This is a genomic window from Mesonia ostreae, from assembly GCF_031845265.1.
In the GTDB taxonomy this organism is placed as follows: Bacteria; Bacteroidota; Bacteroidia; order Flavobacteriales; family Flavobacteriaceae; genus Mesonia; species Mesonia ostreae.
Map to the genome: position 1 here is coordinate 134,167 of NZ_JAVRBG010000007.1, position 18,332 is coordinate 152,498.

The following is an 18,332-nucleotide window of genomic DNA, read 5'->3' on the forward strand; positions in this document are numbered from 1 at the left end:
TAATAATCCTGTTACTCCTAACAGGGTTTTCATCTTTATTTGCCCAACAAGTTCAATTAAAATGATTATAGAACGTTAATAGATCGCATATAAAACCGATTAAACCACACTAAAAACTGTTAAAATGTAAATTTTTCTTTGTAAAATCGTTTTTTTTTTTTTTTGATATTCGTAGTATTATTAATCATAAACTTATAGCAATTTAAATTTGAAATGTTGAATCGAAAACGAAGTTGCTTTTTTATTCTATGCCGCTATGACCTATTTGCATAGCCTTAGCTACGGAAATGGGGAATAAGAAAATAGAATGAAAAATGAACGAGTTTAAATACAACATTACATGTTTATATTGGTATTGATATTATGAAAAAATTACTAGCAGTTGCTGTATTATTTACAGCATTTTCGTTTACGAGCTTAGATGCTAATGCAAGTTCTAAACTAAAAAAAAGAAATTGCTCGGAAGAGGCAATTCAAGCTTATGATATTGTATATGAATATACAGGTAGTATGTTTTACGCAGGGTATTCAGCAGATGCAGCTTACAATGGTTGTATTTCAGGAGGCGGAAGTCCCGATGGAGCTTAATTTTTTTGATAAAAGTTATAAATAATGAGAAAGCTAATTGTAGTTTTAATATTTTTTACAAGTAATTTAGGAATTTCGCAAATACTTTCTGGAGAAATCACTTATGGCGTAAGAATGGATGAAGTTGCTCTTCAAAAGATTATAAATTCTGTTAAAGATAACAGCTTTAAAAAAGATTACCTAATAAAATTACATAATGATCTTAAATCGAGTATAAAATATTTAAATTATACTTTAAAATTTAACACAAATGAATCCAATTTCAACCGAAAAGAAACCTTAGCAAATGACAATGGAATTGATTTAAATATGAGTTCAATGGCAGTTAGTGCAAATGGTATTTTTTATTCAAATTTGAAAGAAAATGTTAATTTGCATCAAGTTGAGTTTAGTGGAGAGTCCTATTTATTATCAAAAAACATAGACTATAATTGGCAAATAACTACAGAAACCAAAATTATTCAAGGATATAAATGTTATAAAGCTATATCTAAGGTAACAAAAAACTCAAAAAACTTTATTACTACTGCTTGGTTTTGCCCAAGGTTATCTTTTCAACATGGACCTAAAGGATTTAATGATTTACCAGGGTTAATATTAGAATTAAAATATCTTGATAGATTTATTTTTTATACTAAGAATATTAAATTAAGAGAAAATGAAATAAAAATAAATAGACCCACTAAGGGCAATAATATGACTCAAAAGAAATTTGATAAATTTTTAAAAAACCGAATGAATTCTATGAAAAATTAATCTTTGTGTATTTTTTTTAAATTAATTATAAAGCGTCATATATTGGCGCTTTTGTAAATTTAATAACATATATATGCACAAATTCCTTTTAATACTATTTATTCTAATAACAAATCAAATTATTGCTCAAGAGTACTCTTCCGGTATCATTACCTATAAGAAACAATTTATTGGTAAAATGAAAAACCCACTATTAAAAAAGGATAGATTGAATGAAAGTAGGGCTCAATTAAATTATATATTAAAATTTAAGAGCGCAGAGTCTTTATTTTTTTTGGAAGAAAAAATGGAAAACGATCTAAATAGAAATTCTGCTCTGGCTAAAAGGATAGGCGGTACCTCTGGACAATACTATATAGATATTAATAATCAAACTTTTTTACAACAGACTGAAATTTTTTCCCAGAAATTTTTAGTGATGTTAGACGAAAAAGATTATTCTATTACGAAAGAATCAAAAAACATACAAGGATATAAATGCTTTAAAGCTATTTTCAAAAAAATAGAAAAAGCTCCAAATGAAAATCTGAAAGATATTGAAAGTATAGTAGAAGTCTGGTTTGCACCAGAATTATCTTTTCCTTTTGGACCTTTAGAATACCATAGTTTACCGGGCTTAATTTTAGAGGTAAAAACTAACAACATAACCTTAACAGCAACGAAAATATCTTTAAATAAAAGTAATTTTAATATTGAAAGACCTTGTGACGGTCAAGAATTAACGGAGAAAGAATATATGAATACACTAGAAAAAATCGTTAAAAACTTGAGTCGAGAGAAAAAATAGGTTTAAACCAAAACTCAACCTCACTCTAATATAAATTAGATTAACTAAAATAAATAGAGTCGTATCCAAACTACATTTAATAGAATATTAAACCTAACAGTCCTGTTCCTCCTAACAGGGTTTTCTTCTTTATTCGCCCAACAAGTTCAATTAAAAGGGACGGTCATAGACAGTACCCAAAATCCTATTCCTTATACCAATTTAATTGCTTCTCCTCTAGCCGAAAACCAAGACATTACTTTTGCGATTACAGATAATCAAGGGCGGTATAAACTTAACTTGGTGCAAGATGTTAGCTATCAAATAGAAATTACTCATATGGGGTTTTCTAAACAAATAGATACGTTACAACTTTCTGCAAATCAAGATAAAAACTACATTCTACAAGAAAGTACAGAGAGCCTAGAGCAAGTCATTATTAAACAAGAGATGGCGGTTATTGTAAAAGAAGACACCATTACCTACCGTACAGACCAGTTTAAAACCGGTGAAGAACGTAAGTTAAGAGAAGTTTTAAAAAAATTACCTGGCGTAGAAGTAGACCGCGAAGGTAATGTCACCGTAAATGGTAAAAAGGTGACCAAACTCATGGTAGAGGGAAAAACCTTTTTTACAGGAGATAGTAAGCTGGCAGTAAACAACATCCCTGCAGATGCTGTAGATGAGGTAGAAGCTTTAGACAACTACAGTGAAGTTAGTTTTTTAAAGGGTCTAAATGATAGCGATCAAATGGCGCTTAATATTAAACTAAAAGAAGGAAAAAAAGAATTTGTTTTTGGCGATATAGAAGCCGGTGGGGGAGTAAAAGAACGTTTTCTATTTCATCCTACCTTATTTTATTACAGTCCAAAAACAGCCATAAATGTGATTGGAGATATCAATAACATTGGTAAAAAGTCGTTCACCATGCAAGACTATATTAATTTTGAAGGCGGTTATGCGGCTATGTTAGACGGCTCTACTTCGTTTGGTAATATTTATAACAGCGATTTCGCTCAATTTCTCAATCAAAAAGAGTTTACCTACCAGAAAAATGATTTTGGGGCAGGAAGCATTTCTCAACAATTAGCTACGGGGCTTCGGTTAGAAGCTTTTTCTATCGTTAATAAAGGAAAGACAGATACCCGCGTAACCAATAACATCAGTTACCTCACCGATGATGCTGTAGATGAGAATAGAGAAACGGCAACCCGTAACGAGGTTTTCTTTACCTTAAATAAATTAAAACTGCGCTATCAACCCAACAGTGATAACGATTTGGCTTACGAAGCTTTTATTAAAACCTCTAACGGCGATGCTTCGCAAAACCTCAACTCTTTTACTGCAGAAGACACTACATTAACGCGAATTTTACAGCAACCCAAAAATGTTTCTGTAAATCAAGAAATACGCTATAATAAACAATTCTCTTACGAGCATACGTCCACCTTAATCGCTAATTACACCTATAACGATCAGCAAAACGATAATTCTTGGTTGTTTAACCAGCCTGTATTTAATAATTTAATTCCGTTTCAAGAAGACGGCGATTTTTATAATTTATTACAAAACAGCGCATCCAAAAAACACCAAGCTACCGTAGACCTTAAGCATTATTGGGTACTAAATAATTTTAATCACGTTTATCCCAGAGTTGGTTCGACCTACCTTAACCAAAGTTTTGGCAGTGTAGATCAACAAAAATTACAAGACGGTAATTTTAATAGTTTTCTAGCCAACGGTTTTAATAATGACGTCCAATTTAATCTAATAGATACCTATGTAGGTTTTCAGTATAAAGCCAAGGCAGGCGATTTTATTTTTAAACCCGGTCTTATGTACCACGCTTATTTTTGGAACGTAGATCAATTTACTGAAGAAGTTGCCAATAAGCAAAAAAGTGTTTGGTTACCCGAATTAAATATAGAATATGAAATCTCTTCCGCAGAGAAACTAAAACTAGATTATCGCTTAAAAACAAGCTTTTCTCAAGCCGAGCAATATGCCAATAGATTGCGTTTAGTCAGTTTCAATCAGCTGTATCGCGGGAACGAAAATCTAGAAAATCAACTCTATCATTCGGCTTCATTGCGTTACCATCAATTTAATATGTATAAAGGAATTTTTATCAACGCTAATCTAAGTTATACCAAACGAGAAAAGTCGATTAGAAATACCACCCAAATTGAAGGAATAGACCAAGTAAATACTTCTATTTATACGAGTCTCCCCGAAAATAACTATAACGCCATGGGCTCATTTGCTAAACAAATTTCTAAGTATAAATTTACACTTAGCGGAAATTTGAGTTGGGCAGATTACAGCCGAGTGGTAAATGATGAGCTAAATGATTATCAATCTAATAATTATGGGTACACCATCAAAGCCGAAACCCGTTTTAAAGATTGGCCCAATTTAGAATTAGGCTGGGAGCAAGGTTTAAATAACTTTAAATCTGACCGCTTAGAGAATAAATTCACCAAAATTAACCCTTATGCAGTTTTGGATTGGGATTTTCTAAATGACTTTATTTTCTTTGCAGATTATACTTATAATCATTATAAAAACCTCAATACAGATCAAGTCAACCAGTTTGATGTAGGTAACCTGTCCTTATATTATAACAAAGAAGACAGTCCGTGGGGTTTTGAAATTGATGTAGATAATGTGTTTGATGTGCGTTATAAAAATGAAAATTCTTTTAATCAGTTTTTGGTAAGTGACACCCGCATTTTTATTCAACCCAGAACGGTATTGTTTAAACTTTCCTATAAGCTCTAACAAATTCCTGCGCAGGCAGGAATCTTAAAGCGCGCTGTTGTGGGATCTACTTGATCTATTGCTCTTTTCGAAGTAGGCTTTTTTAATGAAAAATTTTCAGTAGAGAATCACTTTACGGAATTAATTTTATGATATTTGGATCATGGAATTTCTAAGCATGAGATTCTGAGCTGAACTCAGAATGACAGGAATCGAGTGAGATTGGAGTTTCTAAGCATGAGATTCCGGGTCAGGCCCGGAATGAGTTCCTGCGCAGGCAGGAATCTTAAAGCGCGCTGCTGTGGCGTTTGCTTGACCTACAGAGCTTGTCGAAGCAGGCTTTTCTTCAAATTTTCAATATAGAATTCCTTTACGGAATTAATTTCGTAATAATTGAATGATTTGGTTTTCTAAGCATAAGATTCCGAGTCAGGCCCGGAATGTAATTCCTGCGTAGGCAGGAATCTTAAAGCGTACTGCTATGATGTTTGCTTTACTTACTGAGTTTGGAGTCTTATGGTATTTGAGAAGAAGCTAAAATTATTAGCGCATTACTTTTTGATTCTAAATGTCCTACTGAGCTTGTCGAAGTAGATTAGTAAGAAGATCCAACTTCTAAGCATGAGATTCTGAGCCAAGCCCAGAATGACAAGAACGGGTTGAGTTTTGAGTTTCTAAGCATGAGATTCTGAGTCGAGCCCAGAATGACAAGATTTAAACTTAAGATTTACATCTTATTTACTAATTTTGCAATTAAAATAAAAGAAATCAGTTTTGGCGAAAATAGGAGATATTGAGGTAGGAGAGTTCCCATTGTTATTGGCACCTATGGAAGATGTAAGCGATCCTCCATTTAGAGCTTTGTGTAAAGAACAAGGAGCAGATGTAGTGTATACCGAGTTTATTTCTTCGGAAGGCTTGATTCGCGATGCGGCAAAAAGCGTGATGAAACTCGATATCTACGAGAAAGAACGTCCTGTTGGGATCCAAATTTTTGGAGCCAATTTAGAATCTATGCTAGAGTCGGTAGAGATTGTAGAAAAATCGGGTCCAGATATTATTGATATCAATTTTGGTTGTCCCGTAAAAAAGGTGGTTTCCAAGGGAGCGGGCGCAGGAATTTTAAAAGATATAGATCTTATGGTTTCCTTAACGGAAGCGATGGTAAAACATACCAACTTACCCATTACCGTAAAAACACGTTTGGGCTGGGATCAGGATTCTATAAAAATTTTAGAAGTAGCCGAACGTTTACAAGATGTAGGCTGTAAAGCGATTTCTATTCACGGAAGAACGCGTGCGCAAATGTATAAAGGCGAAGCCGATTGGCAGCCTATCGCCGATGTAAAGAACAATCCACGGATGCATATTCCTGTTTTTGGGAATGGAGATGTAGATACGCCCCAAAAAGCCATGAAAATGCGTGATGAATTTGGTTTGGATGGCGCCATGATTGGCCGCGCCAGTATTGGTTATCCTTGGTTTTTTAGAGAAGTAAAACATTATTTTAAAACCGGAAATCTTCTAGATCCGCCTACCATGATCGAACGTTTAGAAGCCGCCAGAAGGCACTTGCAAATGGCCATTGACTGGAAAGGAGATAAATTGGGGGTTTTTGAAACCCGCAGGCATTATACCAATTACTTTAAAGGCATTCCGCATTTTAAAGAACACCGTATGAAAATGGTAACCAGCGATGAAGCAAAAGACGTATTTAAAGCCTTTGATGAAGCCGAAAAAGAATTTGGTGATTTTCAGTTTTCATAAGTGTAGCAATAATTTACAGATTACCTCTGGAGAACTTGTTTTATAAGTGAAGAGAATCTAATTTTAAACGACCCACGACCCACGACCCACGACCCACGACCCACGACCCACGACCCACGACCCACGACCCACGACCCACGACCCACGACAAGAAAATAAATTAGAGAAACTAGAAGCTAGACAAAGAGCCAAGAGATTGGAGACAAGAAGCAAGAGACAATACGCTAGAATTAAGGTAAAAAGAAGATTTTATCTCGTAAATGGTGTTTATTAAACTCACCAACTCACCAACTCACCAACTCACCAACTCACTCACTAAGCCAAAACCTTACTAATTCTTGTAGCGCCGATATAAGTAGCCATAATTCCCAAAACCATAATAGTAGCAAAAACAATAGCAATATTTTCTGCTTTTAACGCAACGGGATAAGGTAGCGTTGGAGTAATCATGATTAAATCGAATTGCAACTGCAATAAGATAATCAACATTCCTAATCCTAAGCCCAACATGCCTCCTACAAAAGTAAGCAGGCTACCTTGCAGTAAGAAAATACGTTTAATTTCTTTAGCTGAAGCTCCTAAATAATGAAGGGTTCTAATATTGTGTTGTTTGTCTAAAATAGCCATTACAATAGCTCCTCCCACATTAAAAAGAGCAATAATAAGAACTAGAGTAAAGATGAGGTAAACCGCTAGATTTTCGGTATTTAACATTTTGTACAGCTTATCATTTAACTGCATTCTATTTTTAATGATAAAATCAGCGCCTAATATCGAAAGTAGTTCTCCTCTTACTTCATCTTCGTTTACGCCAGATTTCAGTTTAATTTCTAATGCAGAAAATTCTCCCTCTTTTAATTGCAATAATTCTTTCGCAAAGAAATAAGGTGCAAAAACATATTTAGAGTTGAGCTCTTCGTTAATGCTATACACGCCAATCACCACGGCAGATTTGCTAGAGAACGCATCGCTAGCAACACTCACTTGTCCTTTTCCTGGTTTGGGAACCATGATTTTTAGAGCGTCATTATAACCGCCTATTCCTAAAGATAATTTTTTGGAAATAAGACTTCCTATAACCACTTGATTTTCTAACGGGTGCATCCAAACACCACCAATCAGTTCGTTTTCAATTGGGTTAACGCTGAGGTAATTTTTATCTACAGATTTAATAAATGCAGGTGTATGTTTGTTATTGTAACTAAGTAACACCTGTTCTTCAATAATTTTAGAAAAGGCTTCTAGACCTTCTATCTGTTTAATTTCACCTAGTTTTTTTGAATCGATTTGAATTGTTTTTCCGCTTGACGGAAGAATTTTTAAATCGGGATCAAATTCGTTGGAAAACGAGAGGCTAAATTCCTTTAGCCCTGCAAAACCAGATAAGACAATAAATAACGCCAAAGCGCCAGCAAATACTCCTATCCCTGCAATGATGGTAATAATATTAATGGCAGAATTTTTACTTTTCGTCGCCAAATACCGCTTTGCGATGTAATAGGAGAAATTCAAATTAAGATTTTTTTCTTTTATCTAGTAAATCTGGGTTCTCAATAGGATTTTCTTTTCCTTTTACTGCCTCATCAATTTCTTCGATGTAATCTAGAGAATCATCTAGAAATAAATCTAAATCGGGCATTTTTCTCAATTGATGCTTTGTCTTTAAAGCCACTTGATGCTTTAAACGATGCTTGATTTCTCTTAACTCATCTAAAAGAGCCTTGCCTTGAGCGCTTGGGAAAATACTTAGGTAAGCTTTGGCTATAGATAAATCTGTAGTTACTTTCACTTTAGAAACCGAAATAATTATATTAGTTTTTCCAGCATTCCTAAGCTCTTGTTGTATTACATCGGCTAAGTCTTTTTGTAAGACTCCGCCAATTTTTTTCTGTCTGTTTGTTTCTTCCATACCGCAAAAATAGCGTTTTTAAAAGTTATAGTATTTTTGTAAAACAAAATTTTAATAAAAATGGATAAAATTGAACACATTGGGATTGCAGTAAACAATCTAGAAGAAGCAAATGCCACATATAAAAAGCTGTTAGGAACTTCTCCATACAAGCAAGAGGAGGTAGAAAGCGAAGGCGTAACAACCTCTTTCTTTAAGACAGGCGAAAGTAAAATAGAATTGTTGGCAGCAACGCGGGAGGATAGTCCTATCGCTAAGTTTTTAGAGAAAAAAGGAGAAGGGATTCATCACATCGCTTTTGCGGTGAGTGATATAGAACGAAAGATAAAAGAATTAGAAGCAGATGGTTTTGTGGTTTTAAATAAAACCCCAAAAAAAGGAGCAGATAATAAGTTGGTTGCTTTCCTGCATCCAAAATCATCTCACGGCGTCTTAATAGAATTATGCCAAGAAATAAAAAAATAGCTTTTTTGTTGGCAGGTTTCATGAATATGACTATTTTTGCGTCCTGTTTTAGGACCCATAGCTCAGCTGGTTAGAGCACCTGACTCATAATCAGGTGGCCGATGGTTCGAGCCCATCTGGGTCCACAAGTTAAGTTACAGTATAAATCCCTCGCGATTTTACCTAATTACTTAAGAGGGATTTATACTTATTTAGATAATTTCTTTTTTTTTAAAAGATTTTACTATTTTAGCCTTTAGTTATGAAGAATAGAAAAAGTTTAAGAATTATAATTTTATCTGCTGCGGTGAGCTTGGTTTCATTGCAGGGCTTTTCTTTTCAGTTAGAGAATCACGAATTAAATAATCCTACCGCTCAATCTGGAAGCAATAATAATAACACTATTAGTGAAGCTCCTAATGATTCTGAAACGCCTCAAGCGTTACCAGAGCCGGGGATACCACCTCCTCCAGGAACTGTACCTATAGATGGGTTCTTAACGTATTTTCTTGTAGCAGGAGCTTTTTTTGGAGTTCGTAAGTTAAGAAAGAAGAACTAGCTTCTTAATTCTAAAAGGCGTTGCACATATTTTCCTATTACATCAAATTCTAAATTAACCAGTGTTCCTATTTCAAAACTTTTGAAGCATGTATGCTCATAAGTGTATGGGATAATTGCTACATTAAAACAGTCTTTTCTACTGTTTACCACCGTTAAACTTACACCATTTACTGTAATTGAGCCCTTTTCTATGGTTACATTATTTAATGAAGAATCATAGGTGAAGGTAAAAATATGGCTTCCGTTTTCCTCTTTAATTTGAGAACAAGTGGCAGTCTGGTCTACGTGGCCTTGTACGATATGCCCATCTAATCTAGCATTCATTTTCATTCCGCGTTCTAGATTAATCACATCTCCTATCTCTATATGAGTTAAATTCGTTTTTTCTAAAGTCTCTTTAATGGCAGTTACCGTATAATAATGACCATCTATTGCAGTAACGGTTAAACAAACGCCATTGTGAGCCACACTTTGATCTATTTTTAATTCTTCCGTAAAGGAAGATTCAATTTTAAGATGCAAGTTGCCTCCATCCTTAGTTAAGTCTACTACTTTCCCGAGTACTTCTACAATTCCTGTAAACATAGTTGTTAATAATTAGTTACCTTTGTGAGAGCAAAAATAGAAATTATTTTGATGAAAAAAGCACAAAAAATAAGAGTTGGTATAAGCATTGGGGATTTAAATGGGATTGGCAGCGAGGTTCTTTTAAAAACTTTTGAAGATTCGCGAATGTTAGATTTTTGCACTCCCGTAATTTTTGCGAATAATAAATTACTTTCCTTTTATAAGAAACACTTTAAAATGAATATCAATTTTCATGGGATTGATAATGCTAAACAAATTATAGATGGAAAATATAATGTCATAAATGTGTGGAAAGATACTCTCAAAATAAATTTTGGAGAAGAAGATAAGTATTTGGGAAGCTTTACCCTTCAATCTTTGGAGGCGGCAACGCAAGCTTTAAAGGAAGAACATATAGATGTATTGGTAACGGCTCCTATTAATAAAAATGTAATACAATCTAATAAATTTAATTTTCCAGGCCATACCGATTATTTAGCTAAACATTTAGGAGGCGGCGAAAGTCTCATGTTTATGATTTCTGAAAACCTAAAAGTAGGTTTGCTCACAGATCATGTACCAGTGAAAGATGTTGCAGAAGTGATTACACCCGCTCTTATCGAAAAAAAGATTAAAATTATTTCTAGCTCTCTAGAAGCAGATTTTCGAGTGAGAAAGCCTAAAATTGCCGTTTTAGGAATCAATCCGCATAGCGGAGATAATGGGGTGATAGGAAATGAAGAAGAAGAAGTTTTAAAACCTACACTAAAGAAATTGCGGGATAGAGGAAATCTAGTTTACGGTCCTTATGCGGCAGATAGTTTTTTTGGCACGAAAAATTATCTAAATTTTGACGCAGTTGTAGCAGCCTATCACGATCAAGGACTTATTCCCTTTAAAACTTTATCCTTTGGAAACGGAGTAAATTTTACTGCTGGATTAGATAGAATAAGAACTTCTCCAGACCATGGAACGGCTTATGAAATTGCGGGAAAAGGAGAGGCAGACCCTACCTCATTTAAAGAAGCAGTATTCGCTGCTATTGAAATATTTAGGAATAGAGAAGAGTATAAGGAGCTCACTAAAAATCCGCTTAAAAAACAGAACAAAAAATTATAAACATTTTTTGTTGATAAAGATACTTAATTAATTATATTTTATATATTTGCACGCCTGAAATTGACGATGTGATGAAGAAGTTAAAAGAGTTTACCATCCCATTTGTGGGATTGAAATTAGGAAGGCACCATTACGATTATCATATTAATGATACGTTCTTTGATTTTTTTGAGTACGAAGATTTTAATGATATCGATGTGAAAGTAAACCTAGAGTTTGAAAAAAAACCTACGATGCTGGAGCTAGATTTTCATATTAAAGGCCACATTAACATCAATTGCGATGTAACTAATGAGCCTTACAATCAGCCTTTAGAGAATCATATTTCTTTGGTGGTAAAATTTGGAGATGAATTAAACGATGAAAATGAGGATTTGCTTATTTTGCCGCACGGGGAATACGAGATAGAAGTCCAACAATACATTTATGAGGCCATCGTATTGGGCATACCTATTAAAAGGGTTCACCCAGGTGTTGAAGATGGAACTTTAGATTCAGAAATACTCGATAGATTAGAAGAATTGGAACCCAAAATTGGGGAAGAAAAAGAAGAAAATGAGGTAGATCCTCGCTGGAATAAATTAAAAAACCTATTAAACGATAAAAATTAAGACTTAGCTATGGCACATCCTAAGAGAAAAATATCTAAGACCAGAAGAGATAAAAGAAGAACGCACTATAAGGCTAAAGCTCCGCAAGTAGCTACAGATCCTACAACAGGAGAAGCGCACTTATACCACAGAGCTCACTGGCATGAAGGAAAACTTTATTATAGAGGACAAATCCTTATTGATAATACAGAAGAAGTTGAAGCTTAGGTATTAAGCTAGATAAAATACTATCAAAACTCTCGTTCGAAAGACGAGGGTTTTTGTTTTTTTAAGACCTTTTGTCTTATAAAACGATAAATGATTGAGTTAATAAGTTGAATAAGTGGCAAAAACATATTACTTTGCACCTTAGTTTTAGAAATTAATCGATTTTTCTGAATCTAAACAATGTAGGGAAAACCCTATTTTTGCGAAATAAAATCCTTTTTATGAATAAAATCAAGGCAGCGATAACAGCTGTAGGATCTTACGTGCCGGACGACATCATTACCAATAAGATGTTGGAAGAAATGGTAGAAACCAATGATGAATGGATTACTAGCAGGACAGGTATTAAAGAAAGAAGAATCTTGAAGGATCCTAGTAAAGGAACCTCTTATTTAGGTATACAAGCTGCAAAGAATCTTATAGAAAAAAGTAATATCGACCCAGCAGAGATTGATTTATTAATTTTTGCAACCACTACGCCAGATTTACCAGTAGCCTCTACAGCAGCTTATACAGCATCAGCAATAGGAGCTACCAATGCTTTTTCTTATGATTTACAAGCCGCGTGTTCTAGTTTTCTTTACGGAATGTCTACGGCATCAAGTTATATAGAGTGTGGCAGGTATAAAAAAATTATCGTGATTGGAGCAGATAAGATGTCTTCTATCATTGATTATAAGGACAGAGCCACCTGTATAATTTTTGGAGATGGAGCAGGAGCTGTTCTTTTTGAGCCTAACGAAGAGGGCTTAGGCTTTCAGGATGAATTTTTACGAAGCGATGGGGTAGGGAGAGACTTTTTAAAAATTGATGCTGGCGGATCTCTTTTACCCGCAAGCCAAGAAACGGTTGCCAATGGGCAGCATTACGTACGGCAAGATGGAAAAACGGTCTTTAAATATGCGGTTTCCAATATGGCAGAAGTTAGTGCAGAAATTATGAAGAGGAATAAACTTCAAGAAAACGATGTTAACTGGTTGATAGCACATCAAGCTAATAAGAGAATTATTGATGCCACCGCAAAGAGAATGGGCCTAAGCGAGGAAAAAGTTCTTATGAATATTGAACGCTACGGTAATACTACATCTGCAACATTGCCATTATTGTTAAGCGATTTCGAAAAACAATTTAAAAAAGGAGATAATTTGGTATTCGCTTCCTTTGGAGGCGGCTTTACTTGGGGTTCTATTTATTTAACCTGGGCATATAACTCCTAATTACAAACGAAAAAAAATCTTATAGTTATGGAATTAAAGGAAATTCAAAATTTAATAAAATTTGTAGCTAAATCTGGAGCTAGCGAAGTGAAATTAGAAATGGATGATATTAAAATCACTATTAAAACCACTTCAGACGATAAAGAAACAACTATCGTTCAGCAAATTCCAATGGGAGGAATGCAAGGACAAATGCAGGCTCCGCAGCAACAAATGCAGCAACAAGCTCCTGCTTCTACACAAGAAGCACCAGCATCCACTCCAGATGCACCAGCAGCAGATGATGATTCTAAGTACATCACTGTGAAGTCTCCAATTATTGGTACATTTTACCGTAAGCCATCACCAGATAAACCTGTTTTTGCAGAGGTAGGAGATACCATCAAAGAAGGAGATGTGGTATGTATCATTGAAGCGATGAAGCTTTTTAATGAAATAGAAAGTGAAGTAAGTGGTAAAATCGTAAAGGTTTTGGTAGATGAAGCTTCTCCTGTAGAGTTTGATCAGCCCTTATTTTTAGTAGATCCATCATAAGAAGTTTTAAATACTAAAATTTGAATGATGCTCTAGTATAGCATTTGAAATAGTGGATTATTAAAACTCAAATTTAAAATTTCAAAAGATGTTTAAAAAGATACTAATTGCCAATAGAGGAGAAATTGCATTACGTGTAATTAGAACCTGTAAAGAAATGGGAATCAAAACCGTGGCGGTATACTCAAAAGCAGATGCAGATAGTTTGCACGTACGTTTTGCAGATGAAGCTGTTTGTATAGGTCCGGCACCAAGTAACGAGTCTTATTTAAAAATATCAAATATAATTGCTGCTGCAGAGATAACTAATGCAGATGCGATCCATCCTGGATATGGTTTCTTAGCCGAAAATTCTAAGTTTTCTAAAATTTGTCAAGAGCACGATATCAAATTTATTGGAGCTTCGCCAGGTATGATCGATAAAATGGGCGATAAAGCTTCGGCTAGAGCAACTATGCAATCTGCGGGAGTGCCTTGTATTCCAGGCTCTGACGGTCTTTTAGAAGATTTTGCAGACTGTCTTAAAACTGCAAAAGCTATGGGCTTTCCAGTAATGCTTAAAGCCACCGCAGGTGGTGGAGGTAAAGGGATGCGTGCCGTTTGGAAAGAAGAAGAACTTCAAGATGCTTGGGATTCGGCAAGACAAGAAGCTGGAGCTGCTTTTGGTAATAATGGTATGTATTTAGAGAAACTCATTGAAGAACCTCGTCATATCGAAATTCAAATTGTAGGAGACAGTAAAGGAAAAGCATGCCATCTTTCAGAAAGAGATTGCTCTATACAACGTCGTCATCAAAAACTTACCGAAGAAACTCCATCTCCATTTATGACCGATGAACTTCGGGAAAAAATGGGAGAAGCTGCCATAAAAGCAGCAGAATATATTAAGTACGAAGGAGCGGGAACTGTAGAGTTTTTAGTAGACAAGCACCGTAATTTTTACTTTATGGAGATGAATACTCGTATCCAAGTTGAACATCCTATTACAGAGCAAGTAATTGATTATGATTTAATTAGAGAGCAAATTTTGGTGGCGGCAAACGTACCAATATCAGGCAAGAACTATTTGCCAAAGTTACACTCTATTGAATGTCGTATCAATGCAGAAGATCCTTATAATGGGTTTAGACCTTCTCCAGGAAAAATCACCAATCTGCACGCGCCAGGAGGACACGGAGTGCGAATAGACACTCACGTATATAGTGGATATTCTATCCCTCCCAACTACGACTCTATGATTGCCAAGCTCATCACAACAGCGCAAACAAGAGAGGAAGCCATCAATAAAATGAAGCGCTCTTTAGATGAGTTTATTATAGAAGGGGTAAAGACAACCATTCCTTTTCACCGTCAATTAATGGATCATCCAGATTATTTAGCGGGTAATTATACCACAAAATTTATGGAAGATTTTGAAATGGATGAAAAATATAAAGACCAAGATTTATAGATATAAAAACCCTCAATTAATTTGAGGGTTTTCTTTTTTTAGGGCGTTCCCCTGCGGGTCGGGCTATTCGCTATATCTTTTTTGGTTTTCAACACAAAAAAGGATGCCGCTACTATCCCTAACGCAAAAAACTTCGCTATTTTAGTTTCAAAATGAGAAGAGCGTATTTTTTATCAAGAATGGATGCCCAGCATCGCCTATGAAAAGATTTTTTAAGTTTATTGGGAAACTAATCTTATGGTTTTTTGGAATCACTATTCTATGGGTAGTAATTTATAAATGGGTTCCTGTGCCTATAACGCCATTAATGGTTATTCGATATGTAGAAACTCCTTCAGAAAATAGAAATGGATGGCAATACGATTGGGAACCTATAGAAAACATTTCTGTTAACCTACAAAAAGCTGTGATTTGCAGTGAAGATCAAAATTTTCTAAAACACAATGGCTTTGATTTGGAAGCTATAGAAAAAGCGATTCAAAATAACAAAAAAGGTAAACGCTTACGCGGAGCAAGCAGTATTAGTCAGCAAACAGCTAAAAATGTTTTCTTATGGCCAGGAAGAAATTGGCTAAGAAAAGGACTAGAAGTGTATTTTACTTTTTTAATAGAAACCATTTGGAGCAAAGAACGTCTTCTAGAAGTGTATGTTAACAGCATAGAAATGGGCAACGGAGTTTATGGCGCCGAAGCTGCCGCAAACTTTTGGTTTAAAAAATCTGCCAGTCAATTAAGTGCTTCTCAAGCTGCTGCGATTGCGGCGATATTGCCTAATCCTTTGCAATATCGAGCCAATCCACCAACAAGCTATATTCAATCAAGAAAAGCTTGGATTACACGTCAAATGGATTATTACGGACCCTTAACCTTTGACCCCAAAGAAAATAAAAAGTAATGCAAAGACAACAACTTTTAGAAGCTTGTCACCTTTACGTAGAAGAACGCATGTTGCGTTTACAAACTTCTATTAGAGGTTTAGAAAGTGACTTAGAAAATGAAACTAAAAGCAGTGCAGGTGATAAATATGAAACCTCCCGCGAAATGATTAATACTGAGATTTCTCAGCTCGAAAATCAGTTGAAGGAGTTTAAAAAACTACAAGAAATTTTACAATTGCCCAATTTACAAAAGGCTGCTACAAAAATTCAGTTGGGAAGCATAGTTACTACAAGTCTCGCGAACTACTTTATAGCCATTTCTGCGGGAGAGATTAAACTGAAGAAGCAAAATTTCTACGCCATTGGAATTAATTCTCCTATTGCAAAACTCTTGCTAGGAAAGCAAAAAGACGATAGGTTTAGTTTCCGTAAAGAAGAAATAAAAATTTTATCTGTGGATTAAGGATCAATTTCAGAATAATTAGAGAAAGCTTAAAACTTGTTTTCTACCAAATATTCTGCAATTTGTACTGCGTTGGTGGCAGCTCCTTTTCTTAGATTATCAGCAACAATCCATAATTGTAAAGCTCTAGGATGCGAATGATCTTTACGTATTCTACCTACAAAAACATCATTTTTTCCTTCGGCATATATAGGCATTGGGTAGGTATTCACACTCGGATAATCTTGTAGCGTAATCCCTGGAAAATCCTTTAGCGCTTTCTTAATAGATGAAATTTCAAACTCTTTTTCAAATTCTATATTCACCGACTCACTGTGACCACCCACCACTGGAATTCTCACTGCAGTTGCAGAAACCAAAACCGTATCGTCAGCCAGAATTTTCTTGGTTTCATCGGTAAGTTTCATCTCCTCTTTGGTATAATCATTTTCTAAGAATACATCACAATGCGGAATTGCGTTTTGATGAATAGGGTAGGGATAAGCCATTTCTCCCGTTTCTCCCTTATATTCGCGCTCTAATTGCTGCACTGCTTTTACTCCAGTACCAGTAATCGATTGGTAGGTAGAAACGATCACGCGTTTTATTTTAAATTGGTCGTGTAATGGCTTTAACGTCAAAACTAATTGTATGGTTGAACAATTGGGGTTAGCAATAATCTTATCTTCTTTGGTAAGACTGCTGGCGTTAATTTCGGGAACAATTAGTTTTTTGGTGGGATTCATTCGCCAAGCCGAAGAATTATCGATAACGGTTGTTCCTGCTTCGGCAAATTTTGGTGCCCATTCTAACGAAGTTTTTCCTCCCGCCGAAAACAAAGCGATATCGGGTTGTAAATCTAATGCAGTTTGCAGATTTACCAGTTGGTATTTTGCCCCTTTAAATTCAATTTCCTTTCCTACAGATCGCTCTGAAGCTACCGGAATTAATTCCGTTAACGGAAAATTACGCTCTGCTAATACTTTTAGAATCACTTGACCAACCATACCTGTGGCACCGATTACTGCTACTTTCATAATGAGGGTTTTATAATAGAATAACGAAAATTGATTTTTTTAAAAAGCTAACTGAAAACTATATTTTCGTTTTAAAAACCTCACAGTTCTTTAAGACCTGTGAAGTTTCACAAAGATAAAATACGTTTTTCAAAATAAACCATTAGAAGATAAAAAAGGACCCCGTAATTGTTTTTCAACAATTCGGGGTTTGATTATTAAATGAACAGTGTAGCGGTTACTACGTCTTTTAATTGTTTTTATGAAGTGCTATTTTGCTTTTTCAACTCGTCTCTAATTTGAGTAAGAAGCTGTTCTTGAGAGGGACCAGCGGGAGCTGCAACGGGTTTTGGATCTTCTTTTTTCTTCACATTTTCATAGTATTTTAAAAATAGGTAGATAAAAAGACCTACAATAATAAAATTGATAATCGCTTGTATCAGGTTCCCGTAAGTAATTACCGCCGCTTTGGCTTCTCTGGCTGCTTCTAGACTTTCATAATTGACTCCGTCTAGAGAAATAAATTTTTTGGTAAAATCTACTCCGCCCGTGAGCATTCCAATAATTGGTGTAATGACATCTTTTACAAAAGAGTCTACAATAGTTTTAAAGGCAGCGCCAATAACAACTGCTGTTGCTAAAGCTACAATGTCGCCTTTCATTAAGAATTTTTTAAAATCGCTTAGAAAGCCCATAATTTTGATTGGTTTAGTTTATAAAATTAAAGGTAAACTAAATTT

General features: G+C 35.0%; 20 protein-coding genes and 1 tRNA gene. 16 read left to right on the forward strand and 5 right to left on the reverse strand.

Going from position 1 to position 18,332, the window contains the following annotated elements:
- Nucleotides 1-363: 363 nt before the first annotated feature.
- The 5 genes from RLT85_RS08710 (at nt 364) to dusB (ending at nt 6,637) form a co-directional block, all read left to right on the forward strand.
- The gene (locus RLT85_RS08710; RefSeq protein WP_311401644.1) at nt 364-588 is read left to right on the forward strand and encodes a hypothetical protein; all 225 of its coding nucleotides are present in this window, start codon (nt 364-366) and stop codon (nt 586-588) included.
- Nucleotides 589-612: 24 nt separating this feature from the next.
- Complete coding sequence (locus RLT85_RS08715) at nt 613-1,344, forward strand: GLPGLI family protein (protein WP_311401645.1); 732 nt, start codon at nt 613-615, stop codon at nt 1,342-1,344.
- A gap of 73 nt (nt 1,345-1,417) precedes the next feature.
- The gene (locus RLT85_RS08720) at nt 1,418-2,131 is read left to right on the forward strand and encodes a GLPGLI family protein (protein ID WP_311401646.1); all 714 of its coding nucleotides are present in this window, start codon (nt 1,418-1,420) and stop codon (nt 2,129-2,131) included.
- 102 nt (nt 2,132-2,233) lie between these two features.
- Nucleotides 2,234-4,891: a carboxypeptidase-like regulatory domain-containing protein gene (locus RLT85_RS08725; RefSeq protein WP_311401716.1), complete on the forward strand. Its 2,658-nt coding sequence runs from the start codon at nt 2,234-2,236 to the stop codon at nt 4,889-4,891.
- Between the two features lie 753 nt (nt 4,892-5,644).
- The gene (dusB, locus tag RLT85_RS08730; protein WP_311401647.1) at nt 5,645-6,637 is read left to right on the forward strand and encodes a tRNA dihydrouridine synthase DusB; all 993 of its coding nucleotides are present in this window, start codon (nt 5,645-5,647) and stop codon (nt 6,635-6,637) included.
- A gap of 315 nt (nt 6,638-6,952) precedes the next feature.
- On the opposite strand, the gene RLT85_RS08735 is transcribed toward dusB, so the two are convergent.
- Together RLT85_RS08735 and RLT85_RS08740 are read right to left on the reverse strand one after the other, a co-directional pair.
- Nucleotides 6,953-8,149, reverse strand: coding sequence for an ABC transporter permease (locus RLT85_RS08735; RefSeq protein WP_311401648.1), 1,197 nt, complete (start codon nt 8,147-8,149; stop codon nt 6,953-6,955).
- Nucleotide 8,150: 1 nt separating this feature from the next.
- Complete coding sequence (locus RLT85_RS08740; protein ID WP_311401649.1) at nt 8,151-8,546, reverse strand: ribosome-binding factor A; 396 nt, start codon at nt 8,544-8,546, stop codon at nt 8,151-8,153.
- Between the two features lie 60 nt (nt 8,547-8,606).
- On the opposite strand from RLT85_RS08740, the gene mce reads away from it, so the two are divergent.
- The 3 genes from mce (at nt 8,607) to RLT85_RS08755 (ending at nt 9,549) form a co-directional block, all read left to right on the forward strand.
- Nucleotides 8,607-9,011: a methylmalonyl-CoA epimerase gene (gene mce / locus RLT85_RS08745; RefSeq protein WP_311401650.1), complete on the forward strand. Its 405-nt coding sequence runs from the start codon at nt 8,607-8,609 to the stop codon at nt 9,009-9,011.
- Between the two features lie 51 nt (nt 9,012-9,062).
- Nucleotides 9,063-9,136 (forward strand) — tRNA-Ile (locus RLT85_RS08750).
- 116 nt (nt 9,137-9,252) lie between these two features.
- On the forward strand, nt 9,253-9,549 hold the full coding sequence (locus RLT85_RS08755; protein ID WP_311401651.1) for a PID-CTERM protein-sorting domain-containing protein: 297 nt from the start codon (nt 9,253-9,255) through the stop codon (nt 9,547-9,549).
- Here RLT85_RS08755 and RLT85_RS08760 read toward each other — a convergent pair.
- Nucleotides 9,546-10,136 (reverse strand): riboflavin synthase, encoded by a 591-nt coding sequence (locus RLT85_RS08760; protein WP_311401652.1) that lies wholly within the window; start codon nt 10,134-10,136, stop codon nt 9,546-9,548. The genes RLT85_RS08755 and RLT85_RS08760 overlap by 4 nt on opposite strands.
- A gap of 51 nt (nt 10,137-10,187) precedes the next feature.
- Between RLT85_RS08760 and pdxA the strand changes: the two genes are divergently transcribed.
- The 8 genes from pdxA (at nt 10,188) to RLT85_RS08800 (ending at nt 16,597) form a co-directional block, all read left to right on the forward strand.
- Nucleotides 10,188-11,237 carry a 4-hydroxythreonine-4-phosphate dehydrogenase PdxA gene (pdxA, locus tag RLT85_RS08765; RefSeq protein WP_311401653.1) on the forward strand — a complete coding sequence of 350 codons (1,050 nt, stop codon included), beginning with the start codon at nt 10,188-10,190 and terminating at the stop codon, nt 11,235-11,237.
- A 71-nt stretch (nt 11,238-11,308) separates the two neighbouring features.
- Nucleotides 11,309-11,848, forward strand: a complete 540-nt coding sequence (locus tag RLT85_RS08770) for a YceD family protein (RefSeq protein ID WP_311401654.1) — start codon at nt 11,309-11,311, stop codon at nt 11,846-11,848.
- Nucleotides 11,849-11,857: 9 nt separating this feature from the next.
- Nucleotides 11,858-12,055: a 50S ribosomal protein L32 gene (rpmF, locus tag RLT85_RS08775; protein WP_311401655.1), complete on the forward strand. Its 198-nt coding sequence runs from the start codon at nt 11,858-11,860 to the stop codon at nt 12,053-12,055.
- Nucleotides 12,056-12,276: 221 nt separating this feature from the next.
- On the forward strand, nt 12,277-13,272 hold the full coding sequence (locus RLT85_RS08780) for a beta-ketoacyl-ACP synthase III (protein WP_311401656.1): 996 nt from the start codon (nt 12,277-12,279) through the stop codon (nt 13,270-13,272).
- A gap of 27 nt (nt 13,273-13,299) precedes the next feature.
- Nucleotides 13,300-13,806, forward strand: coding sequence for an acetyl-CoA carboxylase biotin carboxyl carrier protein (gene accB / locus RLT85_RS08785; protein ID WP_311401657.1), 507 nt, complete (start codon nt 13,300-13,302; stop codon nt 13,804-13,806).
- Between the two features lie 88 nt (nt 13,807-13,894).
- On the forward strand, nt 13,895-15,256 hold the full coding sequence (gene accC, locus RLT85_RS08790; RefSeq protein WP_311401658.1) for an acetyl-CoA carboxylase biotin carboxylase subunit: 1,362 nt from the start codon (nt 13,895-13,897) through the stop codon (nt 15,254-15,256).
- Nucleotides 15,257-15,455: 199 nt separating this feature from the next.
- The gene (mtgA, locus tag RLT85_RS08795) at nt 15,456-16,151 is read left to right on the forward strand and encodes a monofunctional biosynthetic peptidoglycan transglycosylase (RefSeq protein ID WP_311401659.1); all 696 of its coding nucleotides are present in this window, start codon (nt 15,456-15,458) and stop codon (nt 16,149-16,151) included.
- Nucleotides 16,151-16,597 carry a transcription elongation factor gene (locus RLT85_RS08800; protein WP_311401660.1) on the forward strand — a complete coding sequence of 149 codons (447 nt, stop codon included), beginning with the start codon at nt 16,151-16,153 and terminating at the stop codon, nt 16,595-16,597. The genes mtgA and RLT85_RS08800 overlap by 1 nt, the downstream gene beginning before the upstream one ends.
- A gap of 29 nt (nt 16,598-16,626) precedes the next feature.
- Here RLT85_RS08800 and RLT85_RS08805 read toward each other — a convergent pair whose 3' ends face one another.
- A complete protein-coding gene (locus tag RLT85_RS08805; protein ID WP_311401661.1) occupies nt 16,627-17,613 on the reverse strand; it encodes an aspartate-semialdehyde dehydrogenase in 987 nt (328 codons plus the stop codon).
- Between the two features lie 239 nt (nt 17,614-17,852).
- Nucleotides 17,853-18,287, reverse strand: coding sequence for a large conductance mechanosensitive channel protein MscL (gene mscL, locus RLT85_RS08810; RefSeq protein WP_311401662.1), 435 nt, complete (start codon nt 18,285-18,287; stop codon nt 17,853-17,855).
- Nucleotides 18,288-18,332 lie beyond the last annotated feature (45 nt).

Bases quoted from the DNA above. Each gene is read 5' to 3' on its own strand.
- RLT85_RS08710 (WP_311401644.1), top strand. From the start codon at position 364: ATGAAAAAATTACTAGCAGTTGCTGTATTATTTACAGCATTTTCGTTT.
- RLT85_RS08715 (WP_311401645.1), top strand. From the start codon at position 613: ATGAGAAAGCTAATTGTAGTTTTAATATTTTTTACAAGTAATTTAGGA.
- RLT85_RS08720 (WP_311401646.1), top strand. From the start codon at position 1,418: ATGCACAAATTCCTTTTAATACTATTTATTCTAATAACAAATCAAATT.
- RLT85_RS08740 (WP_311401649.1), bottom strand. From the start codon at position 8,546: ATGGAAGAAACAAACAGACAGAAAAAAATTGGCGGAGTCTTACAAAAA.
- mce (WP_311401650.1), top strand. From the start codon at position 8,607: ATGGATAAAATTGAACACATTGGGATTGCAGTAAACAATCTAGAAGAA.
- RLT85_RS08755 (WP_311401651.1), top strand. From the start codon at position 9,253: ATGAAGAATAGAAAAAGTTTAAGAATTATAATTTTATCTGCTGCGGTG.
- RLT85_RS08760 (WP_311401652.1), bottom strand. From the start codon at position 10,136: ATGTTTACAGGAATTGTAGAAGTACTCGGGAAAGTAGTAGACTTAACT.
- pdxA (WP_311401653.1), top strand. From the start codon at position 10,188: ATGAAAAAAGCACAAAAAATAAGAGTTGGTATAAGCATTGGGGATTTA.
- RLT85_RS08770 (WP_311401654.1), top strand. From the start codon at position 11,309: ATGAAGAAGTTAAAAGAGTTTACCATCCCATTTGTGGGATTGAAATTA.
- rpmF (WP_311401655.1), top strand. From the start codon at position 11,858: ATGGCACATCCTAAGAGAAAAATATCTAAGACCAGAAGAGATAAAAGA.
- RLT85_RS08780 (WP_311401656.1), top strand. From the start codon at position 12,277: ATGAATAAAATCAAGGCAGCGATAACAGCTGTAGGATCTTACGTGCCG.
- accB (WP_311401657.1), top strand. From the start codon at position 13,300: ATGGAATTAAAGGAAATTCAAAATTTAATAAAATTTGTAGCTAAATCT.
- accC (WP_311401658.1), top strand. From the start codon at position 13,895: ATGTTTAAAAAGATACTAATTGCCAATAGAGGAGAAATTGCATTACGT.
- mtgA (WP_311401659.1), top strand. From the start codon at position 15,456: ATGAAAAGATTTTTTAAGTTTATTGGGAAACTAATCTTATGGTTTTTT.
- RLT85_RS08800 (WP_311401660.1), top strand. From the start codon at position 16,151: ATGCAAAGACAACAACTTTTAGAAGCTTGTCACCTTTACGTAGAAGAA.
- RLT85_RS08805 (WP_311401661.1), bottom strand. From the start codon at position 17,613: ATGAAAGTAGCAGTAATCGGTGCCACAGGTATGGTTGGTCAAGTGATT.
- mscL (WP_311401662.1), bottom strand. From the start codon at position 18,287: ATGGGCTTTCTAAGCGATTTTAAAAAATTCTTAATGAAAGGCGACATT.